The following is a 22,259-nucleotide window of genomic DNA, read 5'->3' as shown; positions in this document are numbered from 1 at the left end:
AAATCCAGACAATAGCTTTAACTGGATCTTTTTCCTTTCAGGAGCTTGTCCATAGCATCCTCAAAAGACCCGGCACGAATGACTTCTCCTGAGTTTACAAAGAAGATGACATCGGCATTTTTAATGGTATTGAGGCGGTGGGCAATGATAATACGCGTCGTTTGTTCCGGTAGCTTGTCCAGTATGTTTTCCAGCAACTGTTCTGTTACAGTATCGATATTGGCGGTGGCTTCATCCAGGATCAGGACTTCCGGATTTCGTAAAACGGCACGCATGAAAGCGATGAGCTGTTTTTGCCCTAAGCTGATATTATCACCGTTGGAAGAAACCGTGGTATCCAGTCCTTTTTCAAAGATTTTCAAGAGGCTTTCCAGGTTGGCAGCTGTGATTACCTGTTCCAACTGCTCATTGGTGTACGCGGCATAATTGCTGTTGCCATACAGGATATTGTCTTTTACTGTTCCTGTAAAAAGGAAAGGCTCCTGCAGGATAAAACCAATTTTTTGAGCCCGCTCTTCCTGGGTATAGGTGCGGATATCTTTTCCGTCTAAGAACACCTGGCCTTGGGTGGGGTCATACAAACGCGCAATCAGGGAAGCCGTAGTTGTTTTTCCGCCTCCGGTTGGCCCTACAAACGCGTAGGTTTTTCCTCTTTCAAGTTCCAGGGAGATATTGTGCAGGATTTCTTTTTCAGTATAACCGAAATGAACATTGCGGAATTCCACCAGGGCATTGGAATTTTGGGATGTTGCACCAGTTGGTATTTGTTCCAGATTGGTTTCCATCGAAAGGATCTCACTAATCCGATCCCATCCCGCCATAGCGACCTGGAAACTGGTCCACAACGAGGCGAGTTGGCGTAACGGATTGTAAAAATTCACCGAATAAGCCAAATAGCTGACCAGTAATCCGATAGAAAATTCGCCGTGTGCAATCAGGTAAATACCATAAGAAAGCACGATTAATTGCGCCAGGCCGGAAAAGAAAGTGGCGACGGGCAGGAATAAGTTATTGGCCAATCCTGCACCAATAGCGGTTTTATAATTCTGCTGGTTGGCTTCACCAAAACGTTTCCGGAAATAGTCCCGGCGATTGAATGCGATAATCACTTTAAAATTTGCCAGGCTTTCCTGTATTTCACTACTCAGGCTCCCGGTGCTTTTCAGGTTGGCCGCATTTTTACGTTTTACCCAGGGTGAAACCAGTTGGGTGAAGAGTAGGATAAAGACTCCCGGAGCCAGCGTGGCGGCACCCAGTTTAAGGTTGATAGAAAGCAAAAAGATTCCCGCACCGAGCATGGGAACAATACTTCCAATAAACTGCATTAAGGATTGGGAGAAAAAGGAGTTTAGTTTGTCGGTGTCGTTGTTCACCCTGGAAATCAGGTCACCGGCTTTATTGGCATTGAAAAAAGCGACCGGCAGGGATTGTAATTTATTAAAAATAGCATTGCGGAGCGTGAATAACATCCGTTGTCCTACACCGCCCATTAGCTTGGTCTGGAAATAACTCGTGAATAATGCAATGAGGTACATGCCTAACAGTATACCGGAATAGACCAATACCCCATGGTACTCTTTGTGTTGCACATAGGTATCGATAGTATGCCCGATCAGGTAGGGACCCAATAGATTCAGTGACGAATTCAGCAAGATGGCGGCCAGTGCCAGCAATAGATTTTTACGCTCATGTGCGATGAGCTGTAAGAGGCTTTTTACCCCTGCCAGTGTCGAGGATTTTTTTTCCTTGCCCGACAGTTTATTCAATTCATAATTCATAATTGCTGGTACTTTGCTGGGATTGGTATAATTGGATGTATTCAGGACTGGTACGAAGCAGGTCCTCATGCTTTCCGATAGCGATAATTTCGCCCTGCATCATTAATATGATCTGGTCGTAATGTGCCACGGCAGCTATTTTCTGGGTAACCGACAACAAGGTCAGCCCCGGATAATTCTCCCGGATATTCCCGAGTATTTTTTCCTCTGTATTTTGATCTACACGGGCTGTAAAGTCGTCGAGGAGCAAGATTTTTGGGTTGAGTGATAAAGCACGGGCAAGCATAATCCGTTGTTTTTGGCCGCCGGAGAGGCTGGAACCGCGTTCGGAAACAATCGTATTGAGCTTTTCGGGAAGTTCCTCAATAAAAGTTGTTAATTCAGAAGTAGCGATGGCTTTTTGCAATGAAGCATCGGTCACTGTATCGCTGAAGGCAATATTTTCCCGGATACTCATATTAAAAATAATGCTGTCCTGAAACACAAATCCAGTCTGGCTGTGAAAAGTCTCACTCTTATATTCCGAAATGCTATGGCCGTCGAATGTAATGGTTCCTGATTCCGGCTGGATCAATCCCGTGAGCAGGTAGAGCAATTGTGTTTTACCGGCAGCTGTAGGGCCGATAACTGCAATTTTTGAACCCGGTTGTACGGTAAACGAAATATCTTTTAGTACTGGTGTCTGTCCGTAGGACAGGTTTACGCGATCCAGTGTGATTGCCCCGGTTAACGGACTGGTCAGTGTCCCGGTTTCGGGAGCATCAGGTGTTTCTAATATGTTGGTAATACGGCTATAGGAAGCACTGGCCTGTGCCATGATATTACTCATAAAACCAATGACAAGGATTGGAAATATAAGCATGGCAAGGTAACTGTTGAATGCCGCAAAATCACCAAGGCTCATACTTCCCGTAATCACGAAATGCCCTCCAAGTGCTAATATGGCGAGCCCAGCCATATTGGCTGTAAACGTAATAACAGGAATAAGCCCTGCAAAAAGGCCTAATATAGAAAGCCCGTATTCTTTGGCTTTGGTATTGGATTCTAAAAACTTCTGGTATTCGGGTTGCTGCGAATTGATCACGCGAATGAGTGCCGCTCCTAAAATACTTTCGGTAATGACCTTATTGAGGCGGTCGGTCACGGCACGGCTGGCAACAAATAATGCCCGGACTTTTCGCAAGACCATATAAAAGGTAATCCCGATGATGGGAATGATCGCAATGACACATAAGGCTAATTCCCAGTTGATCGAAAACAATAAAATGCTGGCACCGATAATGATAAACAGCGATGAAACGACAGCAACAATAGCTTGTGAGACAAACATTTTTATCGAATCGATATCGGCGGTGAGATTCGTCAGCAATTTGGATGGGTTTGCTGTTTCTATAAAGGCATAACTCTGCCTGGATATCGTATTGGAAAGCCGGCTTCTTAGGTCACGTGCCACTTTTTCCGAAGCATATGTCTGTATGATCCCCTGTAGGAATCCAAAGATCAGGATGAGGAAGACGGCAAGCGTGAATTCAATGATTATCGGGCGGAATTGGAATGTTCCCGCACTGAATGCATCAATGCTTTGTGCTATTATTTTTGGAAGCCAAAGGTTGATGGCGTTACTCAACAGCGTAAAAAGTAATAGCAATGCCAATACACCACGATAGGGCTTCAGCAAATGGAGTATGTTGGGTTTCTTATTCGATTTCACGGTAAATGGTGCGGAATTAAGTGGTAAATGTAAGGAAAAAAATAAAAATAGAATCTGAAGTAAGACAACAAATGGGAGGGTTGCCAATTTTTACCAGCACTATTTTACCAAGCTTCGGAGGCAGGCCACCCTGTGGATAATGGGTAATTGTTTTTACAACCAAAATCAGCTGTATCAGCACTAATTTGCAATTTTACAGTTCCGTCCACGGTTGACAATGCTATGAAAACCTGCAGGAGCCTGTCCACGATAGTGGACGGCCGCTGTACGTGTGCAGGAGCTCGTCCACGATCGTGGACAGACCGCTGTAAGTGAGCAGGAGCTCGTCCACGATCGTGGACGGACTGCCGTAAGTGTGCAGGAGCCTGTTGTATACCGTGGACGATCTGTTGCAGGTGTGCAGGAGCTTGTCCACGATCGTGGACGGAATCCAAAAAAGGAACCGGAGGTAAAAAAGGAATATAATTACAGTGTTGCAAAGTAGATGTTCGAATAGTAGAGAGGTGGAAGAGATGTAGGGTTTTATAACATTGTCCTTTCCGTCAGTTGTGATACAGAAAGAGCATCAGTACGGTTAAAAAACGTTAAAACATCTGATGTTTAAAATAAACATCGTATGTTTGTGCTGTTTTTTAAACAATCATACTCATGGCCACAAAACTAAGCGAGCGATTAATTAGCCGGATCAAGGAAGATATTGGGAGCGGGAAATACCCTCCGGGTTCCAAAATACCTTCGGAGCCGGAATTGATGCTGTTGTATGGAGTCGGACGGTCATCGATCCGGGAAGCGATAAAAGCCTTGGCTTTGGCCGGAATTTTAAAGGTGCAGCAGGGATCGGGCACGTTTGTGATGGAACATACAGCTACCGAATCCATCGAGCAGCGCTTGGGACGCGCCGATTTTGATGAGATCAATGCGGTACGTACTTTATTAGAAAAAGAACTCGTACGGCTTGCGGTACAAAATTATACCCCGGAACTCCTGTTAGAAATGGAACGCAGCCTTGAAAACCGTAAAATCGCTATCCAGGCAGAAGACCGCGAGGCCTGTGCCAACGCCGATATCGATTTTCACATGGCCATAGCGCATGCCAGTGGTAATTCGGTACTTGCCGATCTTTATAAAAGCTTTACCCTGATGATCCGTGACTTTTTTGCGAAGCGTGAACCGGGTGGAATTGTCAATTTTGCGTTGAGCCATCATTTGCACGAACAGTTATTCCTGGCGATAAAAAGCAGGAAGGCAAAAGCAGCACAACAGGCGCTTCAGGAAATCCTCGATAACAACTATTAATTTTATATTCTTATGAGCATACTTGTATTTAGTATCGTCTTGCTTATTGGGGCTTATTTTGCTGGGCTCCTGGGCTCACTGACCGGTTTGGGCGGTGGCGTAATTGTAATTCCATTATTGACACTGGCATTTGGTGTTGACATCCGCTATGCCATTGGTGCCGCATTACTGGCCTCGATTGCCACCTCATCGGGATCGGCCAGTGCCTATGTGAAAGAAGGGATTACCAACATCCGTTTGGGGATGTTCCTGGAGATTGCCACCACAATCGGTGCGGTATGCGGGGCTTTAATTGCCGTATATACACCAACCAATACCATTGCTATTTTATTTGGGGCTGTATTGTTGTTTTCGGCAGCGATGACCCTGCGCAAAAAGAACCAGGAGGCGCTGACTGAAGGAAGCCCGCTTTCCTATACGCTAAAACTCAACGGGAGTTATCCCACGAAAGAGGGCGAAATCTCCTATAAACTGAAAAATATAGGCGGTGGTTTCTCCATTATGGCGGTAGCGGGCGTTATTTCGGGCTTATTGGGTATTGGTTCCGGAGCTTTAAAAGTGTTGGCCATGGATACCGTAATGCGCATTCCCTTTAAGGTAAGTACCACCACCAGTAATTTTATGATTGGTGTGACTGCGGCGGCGAGTGCGGTGGTGTATTTGCAAAGGGGCTATATGGATCCCGGGATTGCTTTTCCGGTCGTCCTGGGGGTTTTGGGTGGTGCTTTTACCGGATCTAAATTACTGACGCGAATGAATCCACAAATCCTCCGTATCATCTTTTGTGTTGCGATTGTTTTCGTCGCCATCGAAATGATCTATAACGGTATTCACCACAAATTTTAAAATGACAGCCTTATGAAAAACGGACTTACAAAAAAACTGCTGAACGATCATGATATTGAACAGCTGGTAGGGCAATTGCTCCGCTATGGAGTACTTACTGCCAGTACAATTGCCTTTATTGGCGGAGTGGCGTACCTGATACAACACGGTGGCAACACGTTGCCGCATTACGATAAATTCGTAGGAGAAAGGGTGGCTGATATTACAGTCAAAGGCATCCTGCAAGGTGCTATGGCACTACAGGCAACAGAAATTATACAGTTGGGTGTCCTGGTACTGATTGCCACCCCCATCTTGCGGATCATTTGCTCCCTGTTTGCCTTTATATTAGAGAAAGACAGGATGTATGTCGTGATCACACTGATCGTATTGTGTATCATGCTGACCAGTATCTTCGGAGGGCTAAAGGGGTAATGGCTTTTTCAGGAGCTGAACGACTTTTGTACACCGCCCATGGTGGCTGACAGAAACCGGCACTAAGGTAGCGGAAGCTCTGTCATATAGCCAGGGAATGCGGTGCTCATCTTTTATAATGTTGGGCGCCGTTACTTCGGTAACCCACTTCAGGTCTTCCTGTTGCGCTGTGGCGAATGTATGGATGATCCCTTCGGTAATCCGGGTTTGGGTGTAACAGCTGAAATCCACGTGCCGGACAAAACCAGTGTATCCGGAATCATCGGAACTGGATACACTACACAACAATTGTTTTGGGATATACTCCCGCTTTTGGGTTTTCCGGTTTAAAATTTTATAAGCCGCTTCTTTCATGCTCCACAGCATCCAGACCATGATTTCCGGGTTTTTGGCTTTTGCAATCAGCAGCTGTTCGGATTCCAGGAACAGTTTGTCCAGAAACCCGATGCGCTGCCAGTTATTATCCTGACGCGCCTGAATCAGGTCCACCACGTCATTGCCGATCATGCGGCCGCCAATTTGCGGCTGATAATTTCCACCGTAGCTTTAACATCCAGCATGCGTTCCATATCGGTAGTGTCGATTACAATTTTAAACTGTTCTTCAATATCCAGTACGATATCCACTAAGTTAGCGGAATTGATGTTCAGGTCATTAATAAAATCAGTGGTTTCCGTCAGGGCCTCATACGCTTCGGTATTGGTCGTGTAGGGTTTTACAATTACTTTCAGTTGGGCTATAATTTCTTCTTTAGTCATAAGATTCAGGTTCAAATTTTTTAAAAAGTACACAGGCATTGACATCTCCAAATCCAAAACTCGCTTTAGCAATAATGCGGAGTGGGGGAGTGATCATTTGAGTAGGTATTTTTGAAGCCGCGACCAAGGCGGCTATTTCAGGATGCAGGTCTTCACAATTGATATTTGGAAACAAAAACTGCTCGTGGAGCTGGAGTACGGTGGCTACACTTTCAATACTTCCGGCAGCACTCAGGCAATGCCCGGTCATTGATTTTAAGGAATTTATATAAGGAAAATCATCTCCACTGCGTCCCAGGGCTTCCGTCCAGTTTTTGATTTCCAGGCTGTCTTTGGTAGTAGCGGTCAGGTGTCCGTTGATGGCATCAATAGCATCGGCTGTAATATGGGCACTTTTGAGCGCCTCGGTGATGCAGCGTTGTACCGCAACGCTGTTGGGTGCCGTCATACTGCCACTCCCACGCTGGCCTCCGGAGTTGACATGCCCTCCGATGATTTCGGCATAAATGGTAGCGCCACGCTGTGTGGCACTCTCCAGGTCTTCGATGAGCAATGCCCCGGCGCCACTGCCCGGTACAAATCCTGATGCCGACGCACTCATGGGCCTTGATCCCTGTTCGGGAGTGGTATTATGGTTGGAGCTGCACACCCGCAGGGCATCGAATCCCGCCCAGATATAAGGGCCGCTATCACCAGTACTGCCGGCAAGGATGCGTTTGGCAAGCCCTGCCTGGATGCGTTGGTAAGCCATGATAATGGCTTCGGTACCGGTCGCACAGGCAGAGGAATTTGTGGTGACCTGATTGCCCAGGCCGAGCTTTCCACCCAAATAAGCACTGATGCCACTGTTCATCGTTTGGGCGACTACAGTACTGCCCAGTCTGCGGGTTTGCAGCTCGTCGATCTTGTAAATGCTTTCCCGGAATTTATCAATACCCGAGGTGCCCGAACCAAAGATGGTTCCGCTGTACCAGTCAGGATGTTCCTTTTGCACTATCGGCAGTCCGGCACTTGTCCAGGCTTCCATTCCGGCAATCACGCCATAAAGTATACCGGTACTATTGAAACCCCGTAATTCGAGATCGGTAAAATACTGGCTTTTGAGCGCATCCGATATTTCGGGTTCACCGGCGATCTGGCCGGAAAACTGCAGGGCTTCCAACCGGGCATCATGGCGTATCCCCGAAAGCCCGTTTTTAAGGGCATGCGTGAATGCCGGTAGGCCGACTCCATTGGGAGCCACAACACCTAAACCTGTTATGATAACCCTTTTTTTCATAGTTTCGTAGTAATCATACCGGCAATCACTCCTTTGCAGACTTCCTGGCCGGCTGCATTAGTCATCACCACATTACACTTTAGTTTGCCAAACCGGAAGAACGTCTTTTCGGAAGTTACCGTTACTTTTTCATTGGGATATACCGGTTTTAAAAAGGAAATATCAGCAGAAGTGAATGCGATGACAGTATCTTTTTTGAGGTTACTATCGAGCAGGTAAATACCCAGGCATACCATACCGATCTGCGCCATAGTCTCGGTCAGGATCACACCGGGAGTAACCGGGTTGTCCTTAAAATGCCCTTTGTAAAAATCCAGGCTTTCATCAAAAGTATAGGTTCCTGAAATTCCGTTTTCATCAGCATGGAGTAATTCATCCACAAATAGGAAAGGTTTGCTATACGGTAGCTGTGCGATAATATTCTTTAAATCCATTGTATTTTTTTAAGTTATAAATTTACCATTGTAATAAGACCCTTTGTGCTGAAAAGCCAGGGCCAAAGCTCAGCATAAGCCCTTTTTCGCCTGCTTTAGGTTGCTGGTCCATAATGTGTTCCAGAACATAAAGCACCGTAGCACTCGACATATTGCCATAGTTTTTTAAGACCTGTTTGGTCGCATCGATGTTTTTACCCAGTCCAGAAAATAAGGCTTCCACAGTCTGCACTATTTTTTCACCACCGGGGTGGAAAATCATGTGGTCTATGTCTTCTATTTTTAAATGATTTTTGTGGAGGAAGGGATGGATGATATCCCCGAAATGGGCCGCAATGGTATCGGGAACTTCTATGTCCAGGACCATTTGCAAGCCGGTGTTCGTAAGCTGGAATCCCATCATGTGTTCGGCATCATAAAAATGATACATCTGCTCATCGATGATCTCCGGGCCCTGGTCTTCTGCGTGTGAGGAAACCAGGCAGCACGCGGCTCCATCGCCAAAAATAGCCGCACTGACGATGTTGGGCATTGAAAAGTCATTCAGCTGAAAGGTAGCCGTTGGCGATTCCACCGCAATGACCGCAGCACGTTTCCCCGGATTGGCCTTCAGGAAATTCTTGGCATAAATAATCCCGGAAATCCCGGCAGCACATCCCATTTCAGTCACCGGAAGGCGGACAATATCCTGCCGGAGTTTCATGCTGTTGATCAGGTAAGCGTCCAGCGATGGAATCATGATCCCGGTACAGCTAACTGTAATGATATAATCCAGGCTTTGGGGATCCCATCCGGCTTTTTCCAATGCCTTTTGGAGTACCTTTTCACCCAGTTGGATGACTTCACGCGTATAAATATTATTTTTTTCTTCAAAAGAGGAGGCTGTAAATACTTCCAGTGGATCCATGATGGAATACCGTTGGTCGACTGCAGCGCCTTCAAATATCTTTTTTACTTTTTTGATAAAGCGCTCCTCCTGACCCGTAAGCCAGCCATCAAGCAATGGGAGTATATCAGCCGTTGTCCGGGAATATTGAGGAAGTTGCCTGGCAACCGTTATTATTTTTACACTCATCTTTTATAAATTATCCATTGGTAGCGAAAGGCCCATTTCCAACGGATGCTATAGCGGTTAACATTCAGCTTTTTGGAGAAATCCTCCAGTTCCTTTTTCTTGAATCCCCTGAGTATCGAGACCAGGCCGTCTTCCCGTGACATCCGGTTCAGCCGGAATATCCAGCAGATGCACTCAAAAAGGCGATAGGCCAGCAGGCTCCGGTGCAGGTCATTAATCAGGATGCCAGTGGTGGCATTCTTACTAAAGATACTAATTATATTGACAATTTCGTCTTCTTTAAAATGATGTAAGGTAAGGGTGCATAATACAATATCATAAGTGACGTCTTCAAATGCCGGGCTAAAAATATCAACACAGCTGTACGAAATGTTAGGATAGGCTGCTGACAATTTTTGGGCATAGGCAATGGTAAAGGCATTCGCATCAATACCAATGAGTTGCAATACGATATTTTTTTGGGTTGCATAATCGGCCAGCATCCGCAGCATATCACCATTCCCACAGCCGATATCGGCAATAGTAATGGTTTGGGTAGTATCGCAAATGTCCAGCAGTTTTTTTACACCATTTAGGGTAAGCCGGTTGCCGCCGAGCAATTGGTTGATGCTCGCAATTTTATCCAGGGCGTCCTGTAACTCTTCGCTGGCTAACGAGAAGTCGTCCATAATCTCGGTCGCTTCCGTTCGGTAGGTAGTATCGATTGCCATTAGGGTATCAGGATTATAGGTTTGCCATGCGTTTGCTGTATGATCTTTGGAAGGAGTGCCGGAAACCGAACCAGTAGCGGAAGCACTAAGTTCGTTATGGTTGTGTTGCGCAAAATTCCGGCTAACATTCTCCCGGCCCGTAGCCTTTTACCAAAGTGTTTTTGCCATTCCCGGCGGTAGCGGTGTTCCAATAGTGTTCGGGAAGCAATAGCACCCGAATAAAAATCCAGTACCAGCGTAGCCGCAATTTGCGCGCTGTGCAATGCCATGGCCATACCGTTGCCACAAAGCGGATGGATCAGGCCTGCAGTATCACCAATCATCAGGATATGATCTGCTACAGGTTGTTTTTTATCGAATGAAATCTGGCTGATAGTGAGTGGTTTTTCAAAAAGTAGCGTACTGGATTCCAATATCCTTTTCAATTGTGGATTTTTACAGAGCACCTCACGCTGGTATTGGGCAATATTCTTATATTTTTTGAACGAGCTATAATGGGCTAAATAACAAATATTGATAGTCTTATTTTCTACATTGGAAACCCCGCAATAGCCACCGCTGAAGTTGTGCAGGGCGACCACATTATTGGGGAAGTCACCCGAATAATGAGCTTTCACCGCGAGCCAGGGCGATTTTTTGCGGATGAATTCACGGGACAGTACCTGGTCTACATTGGAGCGCTTGCCATAAGCACCCAATACTACCCCGGCAGAAAATTCCTGAGTCGCAGTACCTACTGTAAAACGGTCATTGGCAAAAGCAATTTGGGTCACTGTATCTTCTACCATCTGGCAACCGGAGGCTATTGCTTTCTCGTACATAAAGGCATCCAGCACATAGCGGCTGATTCCAAAGCCTCCTAAGGGGAGTGGAGCCGTAGCAGAAGTGCCCCGTTGGGTCGAAAAATGAAACTGGTTGATGTGTGCCGGATGGAGTACTGTAACATCCATTCCCAGGGATTCCAGGTAGGGGACGATTTCATTAGAGATGTATTCCCCACAGACTTTATGGCGCGGATAGGCTGATTTTTCCACCACAGTTACCAGTTTTCCTTTTTGGGACAAATGGATTGCAGCGGCCAGTCCGGCCAGTCCACCACCAATAATAAGTACATCCACATTTGTTTGCATATACGCTAATGTAGGAATAATAGCTGGATAATGCTATAGGGACGAAACGTATTAAATAGGATAAAAACAGGGGAATGGCCTATAGTTTTTCTTTTGATTTATTAAGGTTATCTGTTTGAAATACAGGGTTTTTACAGCCATTTATGGGCAATCATCCAGGCTTTAAGGTCGTCCGTCCATTTTTCGGTGGTGGTGGTATTGTTCATCCCGAAGCCGTGGCCACCATGGGGATAGAGGATAATTTCGCTGGAAACCTTATGCAGTAATAAAGCTTTATGGTAAGAAGTCGTATTCAGGGCTACCACATCCGGATCATCTAGGGCATGCACCAGGAAGGCGGGTGGTGTATCAGCAGTAACCTGTAGTTCATTAGAATAATAACGGATACTTTCGGCAGAGGGCTGTGCCCCGAGTAAGTTTTCCCGGCTCCATTTATGCGTCAGGCTATCGGTAAAGCTGATTACGGGATAGATCAGTATGGAAAAGTCGGGGCGTAGTGAAATGTGTTTCGGGTTTTTGATTTTAGGATCCTTATAATGTGTGCTTGCTGTCGCGGCAAGATGGCCTCCGGCAGAAAACCCCATGATCCCGATTTTTGCCGGGTCAATATGCCATTCGGCAGCATGTTCCCGAACCATTTGAAGGGCACGTTGGGCATCCTGTAACGGGCCTATGGATTTGTCTTTCATAATTGCAGTATCGGGCAGGCGGTAGTGGAGCACAAAAGCACTGATACCCCAGCTGTTCAGCAGTTTTGCAACATCGGAACCCTCATGCACATTCGCCAGTGCGCCATACCCGCCTCCGGGGCATATAATCACGGGACTATGGTTTTGGGTGCTGTTGGGGACATTGTAAGCAACTATGGTTGGAACGGATACTTTATGTAACAGCGGAATTCCCGTGTCGGTTAGTGTAGTGAATTCGGTGTTGGGGCCGGGGATACTATTTGGGATGGCTCCGGCAGGGTATAGTGGAAGAACTTCCTGTGCAAAAGTAAGGTGTGGCAAGACTAAAGTCAAAAGGATAATAGGGAAATGACGTAACATAGCAGTATTTTTTCAAAGCCCGTCAGCGGATCAGGGAAAAGCTAAAGTATAAAATATACTGTTGGTTTTCAAGTATTCGAAGCAATGTTTTACAGTTCATTCGCATCATTGGTGGAATCAGTGCCGTCTTTCCCAAAACGGGGCTGAAGGCCAGCGTTGTTCCATTTTGTATTGGTTTTGCAGCATTGCAACCGATTTGTCAAAGACGCTTATTTGCTGCTGGCAGTAGTCCGAAATGCCACTGCTGTCGCCGTTGAATAACTTTTCTATCGCCTGTGCGGCGGCATGTCCCCCAGCGAGGGCATTGGTAATCCCAAAGGAAGTAAGCGGGTCATAACTGCATAGGGCATCGCCTACAGCCAGCCATCGCGGGCCACAGGGTTGTTCCAGTATCGCGGTTGTTGCGGTTTTGATAGTGATTGCCGTTGCCATTGAAATATCCGGATGAATCAGGGTATTGAGGTGTTGTGTTTCGGCTATTTTTTGTTGGAACCAATATTGGAGATCCGGGGTTTTGAGCGTATGGAGATCAGCATCGGACATAAAGTGCATAATGATTTTGTTGTCTCCGATTGGTGCAGCATACCACCAGCCATCTTCCACCGATTCTATAAAAGTCATTCCGTTTAATGTATTTCCCGGTTGGGGCACGGTACAATAATACGCCGATAAAGTATCGAGTGTTGTCCTTTTTACGCCCATTTTCTTAGCCACAATAGCAGCGCGGCCACTACAATCGACCACAAAACCTGCTTTTAATGTCCTGACAGTGCCATCAGGCGTAGTGCAATTTAGGAATAATTGCTCTTCCTGTTCGGTAATGTTAGTCAGGCGGTAATCCAGGAATAAAGGGATGTTGTGTTGCTGTACAGTGTTGCGGAGTTCGGTTTCAAAAGCGATACGGTTCAGGTGCCTGCCATTGCCATAGGGTTCATTCATAAAATATCGGGAACGGACAGTGCCGTCTCCCCACACTACAGTATTGCCTACATAGTGATTATGGTTGGGGGATTCCAATAGGGTTTCAATGCCCAATGTATTTAAAATAGCATTGGCATTGGGGGGTAAGGATTCTCCGGGCTTTACCACATGTTCCGGATGATTGTCAATGATGGTACAATAAATTCCATATTGCTGTAACGCCAATGCGGTAGCCAGGCCTGCTGGCCCGGCTCCGACAATGACAACTGGTATGGAGGTTGGAGGTGTTATAATTCGTGTCTTTTTAAAGGGTGGCTTTGTCGCGGTGCAGCCCGTAATAATTGGTTTTGGGGCGTTTTTTCGCCTTCGGCATATTTTACCTGTTCTACGGTCGGATCTATTCCGATAGCTCCTTTGCGATGGGTTTCTACCCACACTTCATCCGGTACAAATTGGGATTTGTGTTCCATTTCCTGTTTGGTGATAATCCCCAGCTGATGCCATTTTTGAACCATCCTGTTGATCCTTATGACATAATTTGTGGTGAAATCCCGCATCCAGTCCACCCGGTAGGAGAAATGTTTTAATTTCTGCCCGTCATTAATAGTTGTAGTGCTGATACGGTCAAAGCTGTCCATTGACAATATGGTATTGGGTACCCGTACCGACCAGAATGAAGGTAAGGGAAGGTAGAGTGTCACATCATATCCCGACAAGCAACTGGCTTCATCTGTTTGCCATGGGACACCCAGCCATCGCGTGATGGATCCGGGGCCACTGCCGTCCAGTGGGCCATTTTTTGACAATGCGATTTCAGAAGTGATAATTCCACCATAATCGTCCCGGGCACTGCTGTCTTCCGGCAATAGTTTTAAGCGGAAAGGTTCTTCCCATAGCATAAGGTGCCTGAAAGGCCAGGTAATTTCAATCCCCGGGTGAAAAGGGCCTCCCAGGCATTCCTCCAGTGGTGCATGGAGCAGGGCATTGACCTGATCGGCAACCGATAATTCGTCAAAAGGGACTTCTTGCTTTGGGGTGCCTGTAGTAAAATTCCCCGAAGCCCATTGTTCGAGCTTATTATATTGTGTCAGCGTTACGGAAAGGTCCACCGCAGCCATTTTCTCATAGTCGCCAAATAGATCACCATAGTGTGGCGGTACTTTATTGGGTAAATAGTCTGGTGAATTTTTATCCCTGAACCATTCAAAGATGCGTTTGCGTTCGGGGGCATAGGCAGCATCCGGGCTTTCCAGCACTTTGATCAGTTCGGGATCGCTAAAATCGCTCGGGGAGTTTTTGCCAAAGAGCATGAAGAATCCTTCATTGACCCATTGGGTACTGCTCATCCGGGATAATATCGGATAAATATCCTCATAGAAATTTACGGTAGCTTTGGGCTGTAGCCATCCTTCGCGGAGGTATAAGTCCTGAACCACATCCAGCATACTTACTACCGGGAATAACCCCTGCCCGAAGTTGGGAGGCGTACAGATCACGACGGCTGGCTTGGCCTCAAACGCCTGACCACCTATCGTCACTGTAGCCCGTACGCTACCGTCGGAAGTATCATCGTGCCAGTCGTCATTATTGGCAAACGTAATAGCATTGACATTAAAGCGGGAAGCACTCACTCCATCGCCTCCTAAAAAGAGCAAACGCCCTTTTTCATCGGTACGGATTTCTCCCAGGGAAACTTTTTTCCCATAAAAGGTACCGGAATCAAAATGGTATTCTGGACCTGATTTTTGGATACCCCGGATGGTTCTCGGTCCCGGATCAATCACCAGTTGGTTGCGGTCTTCACCGATAACCGCGCCGTTGCGTTTGGTGCTCGGAATACTGTCATCGCCAAGGTCTAAGGCATTATTAAACTGGTACCAGGCTGATTTTCTGTTGGCCACATGTACGCGCCACTCGATATCTGCGGTATCGGCATTGATTTCATAAAGCGGTTTTCCCTCTTGGTCCAGGGCATAAATCCGGAATACCGGTACCTGTTTTTTAAAGAGGTTGTTATTGTCTTTAAAGCCGCCTTCCGCAACAGGTGCAACACCCGGCAGGTCGGAAGCGAGGTAGTATTCTTTTGAATTGCCTATCCGTGCGATGCCTATGGCAGGGTAAATGGCAACACTATGGGGTTGTTTCGTATCCATTTTGCTAAGTTTAGTAGTTATTGAGTTGTCTTGGTACGGAAGGTTCGGCATCAGGAACACCATTTTTATAATGGCGCAGGTCTGCACCTGCCTGATAGACTATTTTCCGGGCATCACTGATTGTCCCCTGAGGTTTGTGGACTTCCAGCGTTCTCCACGGATTGAATGACAGGTTCTCCCCATATTCGCGTTGCCCCTGGTTGGTAATATCCTGTTTGCGGATCACTAAGGTGGCTACTTGAATAGGGGCGGATTCAGACTCCTCCCAACGTACTGTGGCTTTATCGAGGGGCATTTTTTCCAGATCAGTGCTGAATTGTACCATAAAGCGGAACTGCGCTTCTCCCATATTCAGCCGGGCCTGTAGGTCTGCCTGCAGGTAGTCCGGTGTATTTTGGGAAGGAGGTGTGGTAAAAGGAGGATCGATGGGTTCCAGTTTGTATTTTACAAAACGATCTCCAAAAGCATAGGGAAGCCCGCTCCAATAATCGGTTGCCAGGCAGCTGGTTACATTTTTTTCCATCTCATCCAGGATTTGTTGCGTCACGGGATGGTCTTTCAGGAAGTTGTCATAATTATGATCGACTACACCTGCTTTTGTAAACTGGCACATTTCTGTCGCATTGTTTACAAAGAAAACATCCATATTTTGCAGCAGGAAATCGACTGTAGTGCCTTCTTCGCTTGACGGGAGGAGTTTTTTACCGGGTACACCAAAGAGTTTTATCCCAACACCTACGGTAGATTTTACATCGGTACTGTGGGGTAGGGTATCGCTGGAAAAACGAACCCAGGCCTCTAACTGGTCTAAGGCAAAAATACCAACTTTATATTCCGCCGGAAGCCCGGGCATAATGATGAAATCGGCTTTGGCGACACCATGGGGTTTCAGGAACACCGCTCTTCGGACAGGGCATTGCCCGGCATTGATCCGGTTGCCCATGGTCGTGTCAATAAACATCTTTTTGAGGGATGCTGCCGGATCGCTGTTACAGTCCGGTGCAGCAGTTGCTTTTTGTGATAAATGATTTTGCATGCTATTAGGTTTTAAGTTTAGGGACTTATTGAGCCTGCAAAGTATCACATACAGCTGAGTTGCCGATACGTAAAAATACCTGTTTGTTTACCGTTGCCGGCTTATTTTTGGGATTTAGGGCAGTACAATCCCGGTTCTGTTAACTTTTGTTGTACAAAAACAATAATAGAGTTAAACAATAATTATGTAACTTTATGAAAAAGCTATCAATGAGAATTATTCTGACAGGAGCCAATGGATATGTAGGCAAACGATTGCTGCCGGAGTTACTGAACCTCAATCATGAGGTGATTTGCTGTGTGCGGAATAAAGAGCGCCACGGGCTTGATGATATTACGTTGGCACGGATTACAATTTGGGAAGTAGATTTCCTCCAGGAGCCTGATCTCAGTACGCTGCCTGATCGTGTCGATGTTGCTTACTACCTCATCCATTCCATGTCAGCCGCCACCGATGATTTCGGCCAGTTGGAAGCCACGGCAGCGCGGAATTTCAATACCTATATGGATGCGATTGGTATTCAGCAGGCCATTTTTTTAAGCGGGATCATTAATGATAGCGTGCTGTCAAAACACCTGCAATCCCGTAGTGATGTAGAGGACATCCTGTACAAAGGCAATTTTGAACTCACGGTTTTACGAGCTGGGATTATTGTAGGATCCGGCAGTTCTTCCTTTGAGATCATACGGGACCTGTGTGAAAAGCTACCGGTTATGATCACCCCAAAATGGGTGCTGACGAAGACCCAGCCCATAGCGATCCGGGATATCATCAAATACCTTATTGGTGTGGCCTTACGGGAGGAATGTTACCATGATTCTTTTGATATCGGTGGGCCTAATATTCTCACGTATAAAGAAATGTTGTTGCTGTATGCAAAGAGCCGGGGAATCAAATTATGGATTTTTACCCTTCCGGTGATGACGCCGAAACTATCGTCCTACTGGCTTTATTTTGTCACCTCAACCTCCTATAAACTGGCGGTAAACCTGGTGGACAGTATGAAAATGGAAGTCGTTGCCAAAGATAAAAGATTACAAACCCTGCTGGGTATTAAACCCATTTCCTATTTGGATGCCCTCAAACTGGCATTCCTTAAGATTGAGCAAAATATTGTGCTCTCCAGCTGGAAAGACAGTTTGTCCAGCAGCAGGAACGCAGATGACCTGAGAGGCTATATACAGGTTCCGGTGTATGGCTGCCTGAAAGATAGCAAGTCCATAAAAATAAAAGATCCGCATGCCACACTGGATGCTATATTCGCTATTGGTGGTGAAACGGGATGGTATTATGGCAACTGGATGTGGAAAATCCGCGGAATCATGGATAAGGCTGTTGGCGGGGTAGGATTGCGCCGCGGCAGAACCCATCCGCTATTGATCCACTCCGGCGATGCCTTAGACTTTTGGCGGGTACTCCTGGCCAGTCGCCCGGAAAAACGGCTGCTGCTTTTTGCAGAAATGAAATTACCGGGAGAAGCCTGGCTGGAGTTCAGTATCGATGATAAGAATGTACTGCACCAGATTGCGACTTTCCGTCCCAGAGGGCTTTGGGGCAGGTTGTATTGGTATTCTTTAGTACCTTTTCATTATTTTATTTTTGATGGAATGATCAAAAAAATCGCACGATAACAGGCACAGGCACTACGGAAACCCCAAAGAGCGGAATGTTTGACACTACAGTATTGCATACGTATTCCGGAAAAGCTATTTTGTTTATAGGTACTTTACTATATTTGTGAGCCACAATACTTATATCGAAATAGTTTGAAAAAAAGTCTTTTATTCCTCGTATTCCTTAGCATATTTTATCCTGCCTATTCGGGAACCAAAAGCGATTCCATTTTTAGTCAATTGGACTATGCCATTAAAAATAAGCAGCAGTACGTCAAGAAGAAAGAAAAAAAGATTGCTGGGCTGAAACGCAATTTATTGGGGGATTTATCCACACAGCAGGAATATGACTGTAATAAAAAGCTCTATCAGGAATACCGGAAATTCAAATTGGATTCCGCTATTTACTATGTCAAGAGAAACCTGCAGATTGGTGGGATGCTCCATGATGAAAACCTGTCGGAGGAAGCACAGCTGCAACTGGCCAACCTGTATTCCTCTTCGGGTAAATACCGGGAATCGGAGCTGCTACTTCAAAAGATCAATAAGAAAAAATTGTCTCCGGTGCTTTTTCCGTTGTATTATGAAGCCTACAGCCAGTTTTTTGAGCATTATTCTACCAATACTTACAGCGACGTATACATCCAGAATATCGAAATCTACCGCGATTCGTTATTGGGGGTACTGGATCCCGCTACGGTAAAATATAAGATCAACCAGGCGCAGCAAGACATTTATACCAAAAAGGTGGACAAAGCCCAGCAAAGCCTGTTGGAGTTATTAAAAACGGCACAACATAAAAATGCTGATTATGCCATGGTCGCCTATCTATTGGGTGATACGTATAAGCTGCAGGACAACTTCGAACTGGAAAAGCAATACTATAGTATTTCGGCGATTACCGATATTGAAAATGCCATTAAGGACAATGCCTCCATGCAGAACCTGGCGCTGATCTATTATGAGTCCGGTGCGATTGACAATGCCTATAAATGTACCCAATCTGCGATAGAAGATGCCATTTTTTGCAATGTGAAGTTCCGTACCCTCCAGATATCAGAACTCTATACCATTATCAATACCGCTTACCTCGACAAAGAAGCCAAAGGGAAAGGGCAATTGCAAACCTATCTGATACTGATCAGCCTCCTGTCGCTTTTCCTGATCCTAGCAGTATTGTATGTATACAAACAGATGCGCAAAGTGTCCCGGATTAAGGAAGAGCTGCACCGCACCAGTGAGAAGCTGGCAGAACTGAATAAAGACATCAGCAGTACCAACGATCAGCTGAATGAACGGAATACCCAATTGTCCGAAGCCAATCATGTGAAAGAGGAATACATCGCCCATTTCTTTGATTTGTGTTCGACCTACATCAATAAACTCGAAAATTACCGCAAAGCCCTGAATAAAAAGGCTACCGAAAAGCAACTCGATGAATTGTTCCGCATGCTGAAATCTACCACAGTTGTAGATACGGAACTGGAAGAACTGTACAAAAACTTTGACAGTATCTTTTTAAATCTTTATCCCGGATTTGTCCGTGACTTTAATGCACTGCTGATTAAAGACGAACAGGTGGTGTTGAAAAATGGTGAACTGCTCAATACCGAGCTGCGTATATTTGCATTAATCCGCCTGGGAATTACCGACAGTGTCAAGATTGCGGCCTTCCTTCGCTACTCCCTGAGCACGATTTACAATTACCGGACAAAGGGCCGGAACAAGGCTGCTGTTTCCCGGGATGAGTTTGAAGTAATGGTCTCCAAAATTGGTATGATCCCCGGAAAAATGTATTAAACGGCTCTACTTTTACTACTTTTTTTACCCACCTGAATAGGATTAGTACTTTGTTATTCAGTGGTTTGTCTTTTTAAGTTGCTACTTTTTTATAATAGAAATCCTGCGCATACTATAACGTTATAGTTTTACGACTGGATTCCCCTCATTTTGCCCACCTCATGGCCGACGGGAATCTGTAATTATAGCAAACAGAATCGTATTTAATTATCATGAAAAAAGTAGTAACCGCAATTTTTGTATGTGCAGCTGCCATCAGCCTGAATGCACAACAATCCAAAGATCCTAAGATGGATACTTTCATCACTAACCTGATGGGGAAAATGACCCTGGAAGAAAAAGTGGGGCAATTGAACCTTCCGAGTGAGGGCGATATTGTGACCGGACTGGGAAAAAATAGTAACATCGGAGAAAAGATCAAGCTGGGCCAGGTCGGTGGTATGTTCAATATCAAAGGCGTGGAAAAAATCCGTGCCATTCAGCGCATTGCTGTGGAACAGAGCCGCATGAAAATCCCAATGTTATTTGGAATGGATGTTATTCATGGCTATGAAACCGTATTCCCGATTCCGTTGGGGATTGCCAGTACCTGGGATATGGATGCCATCGAAAGATCTGCCCGTATTGCAGCTATTGAAGCCAGTGCCGACGGTATCAACTGGACATTCAGCCCTATGGTCGATATCGCAAGGGACCCACGTTGGGGCCGTGTATCCGAAGGTAGTGGGGAAGACCCTTTCTTAGGGGGACAAATCGCTAAAGCCATGATCCGTGGTTACCAGGGTAAAGACAATACCTTTTCTTCCAATACCAATATCTTAGCCTGTGTAAAACATTTTGCCCTTTATGGCGCAGCAGAAGGCGGAAGGGACTACAATACAGTAGACATGAGCCGTAACCGGGGGAGTAGTCGTTAGATTGTGTAAACGTAGAAATTGATTTTAATTTGATTTGAGATTTTAAGGCTTAGCCAAAAAACAACAGATCATTAAGTATAGAATTTAAAAGAACTACATTTAAATAATTTAAAAAGAGCGGATTATGATCGAAGATGGTAAATTACCCAAAGATTTTGCAAAGCAATTTAAAAACAAAGAAGACTTCCATACTTTTTTTCAAGACCTGTATAAACAAGGCATTGAACAGCTACTCCAGGGAGAATTGGATGCTCATCTGGGATATGAGAAGCATAATATTGACGGATACAATACAGGCAATAGCCGTAATGGTTCTTTCTCAAAGAATATAAAATCAGAGACTTTGGGCAATATGGTCCTGGCTATTCCCCGGGATAGAAATGGTGAATTCGAGCCTCAGGTCATCGGAAAAGGCCAATCGATGAGTGAAAAGATTGAAGATGCTATTTTAGGAATGTACAGTCGTGGAATGACCCGTAGTGATATTGTAGAACAAGTTAAAGAAGTTTATGGGATATCAGTAAGTGAGTCCACGATTTCGACCATCTCTGATAGAATACTGGCTGATGTTGATTTATGGACTAAAAGGGCTTTAGAACCACAGTATCTGATTGTTTGGATGGATGCTGTGCATATGAAAGTAAGAACAGATGGGAAATATGAAAACCATGCAATTTACATTGTAATCGGACTAAAAACAGATGGTAAGAAAGAAGTATTAGGAATGTGGCTAAATAAAGAAGAGTCGGCTTCATTTTGGATGACTGTACTCTCTGACATAAAATCTCGTGGAGTAAAGGATATTCTCATTGCCTGTACAGATAACCTTACCGGATTTACAAAAGCTATCAGAGGTGTTTTTCCAAATACAGAATCCCAGCTTTGCATTGTTCATCAAATAAGGAATAGCCTTAAGTTTGTAGTAGTTAAGGATAGAAAAGCATTTTGCAGTGCAATGAAAGAAGTATATACTGCAATAAATCAGGAAGAAGCCGTTTTAGCTCTGGCTGAATTTAAAAAAAACTGGGAAGCAAAATATAAATATGCCGTTTGCTCCTGGGAAAAGAATTGGGAAAATCTCATGCCTTTTTTGGCCTATCCTGCTGAAATCAGGAAAATAATGTACACCACAAATACAATAGAAAACTTAAACAGGGGAATTAGAAAATATACCAAAACAAAAGTGCAGTTCCCAGATGAAAAAAGCGTCAAGAAATCAGTCTATTTAGCAATACAAAATTGTGAAAAAAGCTGGATAAATGCAATACCAAGCTGGGGATTAATCATGAATCAGTTCTTGGTCATATTTGGAGAAAGGTGTAATATTAAACACTAAGAA

20 protein-coding genes and 1 pseudogene are annotated in these 22,259 nt (G+C 45.2%); 8 read left to right on the top strand and 13 right to left on the bottom strand.

What is annotated here, in order from left to right:
• Positions 1–17 precede the first annotated feature (17 nt).
• Entirely contained in the window at positions 18–1,778 is a 1,761-nt protein-coding gene (locus FK004_RS15325; RefSeq protein ID WP_108738039.1) for an ABC transporter ATP-binding protein, read from the bottom strand.
• Positions 1,768–3,489 (bottom strand): ABC transporter ATP-binding protein, encoded by a 1,722-nt coding sequence (locus tag FK004_RS15320; RefSeq protein ID WP_108738038.1) that lies wholly within the window; start codon positions 3,487–3,489, stop codon positions 1,768–1,770. Before FK004_RS15320 ends, FK004_RS15325 begins: the two co-directional genes overlap by 11 nt.
• A gap of 271 nt (positions 3,490–3,760) precedes the next feature.
• Here FK004_RS15320 and FK004_RS19265 point away from each other — a divergent pair, with 271 nt between their 5' ends.
• The 4 genes from FK004_RS19265 to FK004_RS15305 all read left to right on the top strand — a co-directional run bounded on the left by FK004_RS19265 (position 3,761) and on the right by FK004_RS15305 (position 6,045).
• The gene (locus FK004_RS19265) at positions 3,761–3,973 is read left to right on the top strand and encodes a hypothetical protein (RefSeq protein WP_157956128.1); all 213 of its coding nucleotides are present in this window, start codon (positions 3,761–3,763) and stop codon (positions 3,971–3,973) included.
• 164 nt (positions 3,974–4,137) lie between these two features.
• Positions 4,138–4,785: a FadR/GntR family transcriptional regulator gene (locus FK004_RS15315; protein WP_170108563.1), complete on the top strand. Its 648-nt coding sequence runs from the start codon at positions 4,138–4,140 to the stop codon at positions 4,783–4,785.
• 12 nt (positions 4,786–4,797) lie between these two features.
• Positions 4,798–5,631: a sulfite exporter TauE/SafE family protein gene (locus FK004_RS15310; protein ID WP_108738036.1), complete on the top strand. Its 834-nt coding sequence runs from the start codon at positions 4,798–4,800 to the stop codon at positions 5,629–5,631.
• 12 nt (positions 5,632–5,643) lie between these two features.
• On the top strand, positions 5,644–6,045 hold the full coding sequence (locus FK004_RS15305; RefSeq protein WP_108738035.1) for a DUF1634 domain-containing protein: 402 nt from the start codon (positions 5,644–5,646) through the stop codon (positions 6,043–6,045).
• Here the strand turns inward: FK004_RS15305 and FK004_RS15300 are convergent.
• The 11 genes from FK004_RS15300 to FK004_RS15255 form a co-directional block, all read right to left on the bottom strand.
• Positions 6,034–6,552, bottom strand: coding sequence for a 4'-phosphopantetheinyl transferase family protein (locus tag FK004_RS15300; RefSeq protein ID WP_108738034.1), 519 nt, complete (start codon positions 6,550–6,552; stop codon positions 6,034–6,036). The genes FK004_RS15305 and FK004_RS15300 overlap by 12 nt on opposite strands.
• Positions 6,549–6,803, bottom strand: a complete 255-nt coding sequence (locus FK004_RS15295) for an acyl carrier protein (protein WP_108738033.1) — start codon at positions 6,801–6,803, stop codon at positions 6,549–6,551. The genes FK004_RS15300 and FK004_RS15295 overlap by 4 nt, the downstream gene beginning before the upstream one ends.
• On the bottom strand, positions 6,796–8,082 hold the full coding sequence (locus FK004_RS15290; protein WP_108738032.1) for a beta-ketoacyl-[acyl-carrier-protein] synthase family protein: 1,287 nt from the start codon (positions 8,080–8,082) through the stop codon (positions 6,796–6,798). Before FK004_RS15290 ends, FK004_RS15295 begins: the two co-directional genes overlap by 8 nt.
• Positions 8,079–8,516, bottom strand: coding sequence for a 3-hydroxyacyl-ACP dehydratase FabZ family protein (locus FK004_RS15285; protein WP_108738031.1), 438 nt, complete (start codon positions 8,514–8,516; stop codon positions 8,079–8,081). Before FK004_RS15285 ends, FK004_RS15290 begins: the two co-directional genes overlap by 4 nt.
• Before the next feature lie 22 nt (positions 8,517–8,538).
• Positions 8,539–9,591, bottom strand: a complete 1,053-nt coding sequence (locus FK004_RS15280; RefSeq protein ID WP_108738030.1) for a type III polyketide synthase — start codon at positions 9,589–9,591, stop codon at positions 8,539–8,541.
• Complete coding sequence (locus FK004_RS15275) at positions 9,588–10,301, bottom strand: methyltransferase domain-containing protein (protein WP_108738029.1); 714 nt, start codon at positions 10,299–10,301, stop codon at positions 9,588–9,590. The genes FK004_RS15280 and FK004_RS15275 overlap by 4 nt, the downstream gene beginning before the upstream one ends.
• The gene (locus FK004_RS15270) at positions 10,301–11,431 is read right to left on the bottom strand and encodes an NAD(P)/FAD-dependent oxidoreductase (protein WP_108738028.1); all 1,131 of its coding nucleotides are present in this window, start codon (positions 11,429–11,431) and stop codon (positions 10,301–10,303) included. Before FK004_RS15270 ends, FK004_RS15275 begins: the two co-directional genes overlap by 1 nt.
• 131 nt (positions 11,432–11,562) lie before the next feature.
• Positions 11,563–12,480 carry an alpha/beta hydrolase gene (locus FK004_RS15265; protein ID WP_108738027.1) on the bottom strand — a complete coding sequence of 306 codons (918 nt, stop codon included), beginning with the start codon at positions 12,478–12,480 and terminating at the stop codon, positions 11,563–11,565.
• Between the two features lie 117 nt (positions 12,481–12,597).
• Positions 12,598–13,662: an FAD-dependent monooxygenase gene (locus FK004_RS15260; RefSeq protein WP_227871720.1), complete on the bottom strand. Its 1,065-nt coding sequence runs from the start codon at positions 13,660–13,662 to the stop codon at positions 12,598–12,600.
• Positions 13,663–13,688: 26 nt separating this feature from the next.
• Positions 13,689–15,554, bottom strand: coding sequence for a LodA/GoxA family CTQ-dependent oxidase (locus tag FK004_RS19260; RefSeq protein ID WP_170108562.1), 1,866 nt, complete (start codon positions 15,552–15,554; stop codon positions 13,689–13,691).
• 10 nt (positions 15,555–15,564) lie between these two features.
• The gene (locus FK004_RS15255) at positions 15,565–16,590 is read right to left on the bottom strand and encodes a catalase family protein (protein ID WP_108738025.1); all 1,026 of its coding nucleotides are present in this window, start codon (positions 16,588–16,590) and stop codon (positions 15,565–15,567) included.
• A gap of 209 nt (positions 16,591–16,799) precedes the next feature.
• Here FK004_RS15255 and FK004_RS15250 point away from each other — a divergent pair, with 209 nt between their 5' ends.
• The 4 genes and pseudogenes from FK004_RS15250 (at position 16,800) to FK004_RS15235 (ending at position 22,256) form a co-directional block, all read left to right on the top strand.
• Positions 16,800–18,221 (top strand): SDR family oxidoreductase, encoded by a 1,422-nt coding sequence (locus FK004_RS15250; protein ID WP_108738024.1) that lies wholly within the window; start codon positions 16,800–16,802, stop codon positions 18,219–18,221.
• Positions 18,222–18,356: 135 nt separating this feature from the next.
• Positions 18,357–20,003: a DUF6377 domain-containing protein gene (locus tag FK004_RS15245; RefSeq protein ID WP_108738023.1), complete on the top strand. Its 1,647-nt coding sequence runs from the start codon at positions 18,357–18,359 to the stop codon at positions 20,001–20,003.
• Between the two features lie 212 nt (positions 20,004–20,215).
• Positions 20,216–20,905: pseudogene (locus tag FK004_RS15240) on the top strand (glycoside hydrolase family 3 N-terminal domain-containing protein); the annotation flags it as partial.
• A gap of 139 nt (positions 20,906–21,044) precedes the next feature.
• Positions 21,045–22,256, top strand: coding sequence for an IS256 family transposase (locus tag FK004_RS15235; protein ID WP_108735429.1), 1,212 nt, complete (start codon positions 21,045–21,047; stop codon positions 22,254–22,256).
• The last annotated feature ends 3 nt before the right edge of the window (positions 22,257–22,259 follow it).

Source organism: Flavobacterium kingsejongi, from assembly GCF_003076475.1.
Taxonomy (GTDB): domain Bacteria; phylum Bacteroidota; class Bacteroidia; order Flavobacteriales; family Flavobacteriaceae; genus Flavobacterium; species Flavobacterium kingsejongi.
The sequence above is the reverse complement of the archived record's forward strand: the minus strand, read 5'-3'. Positions and strand labels throughout refer to the sequence as shown.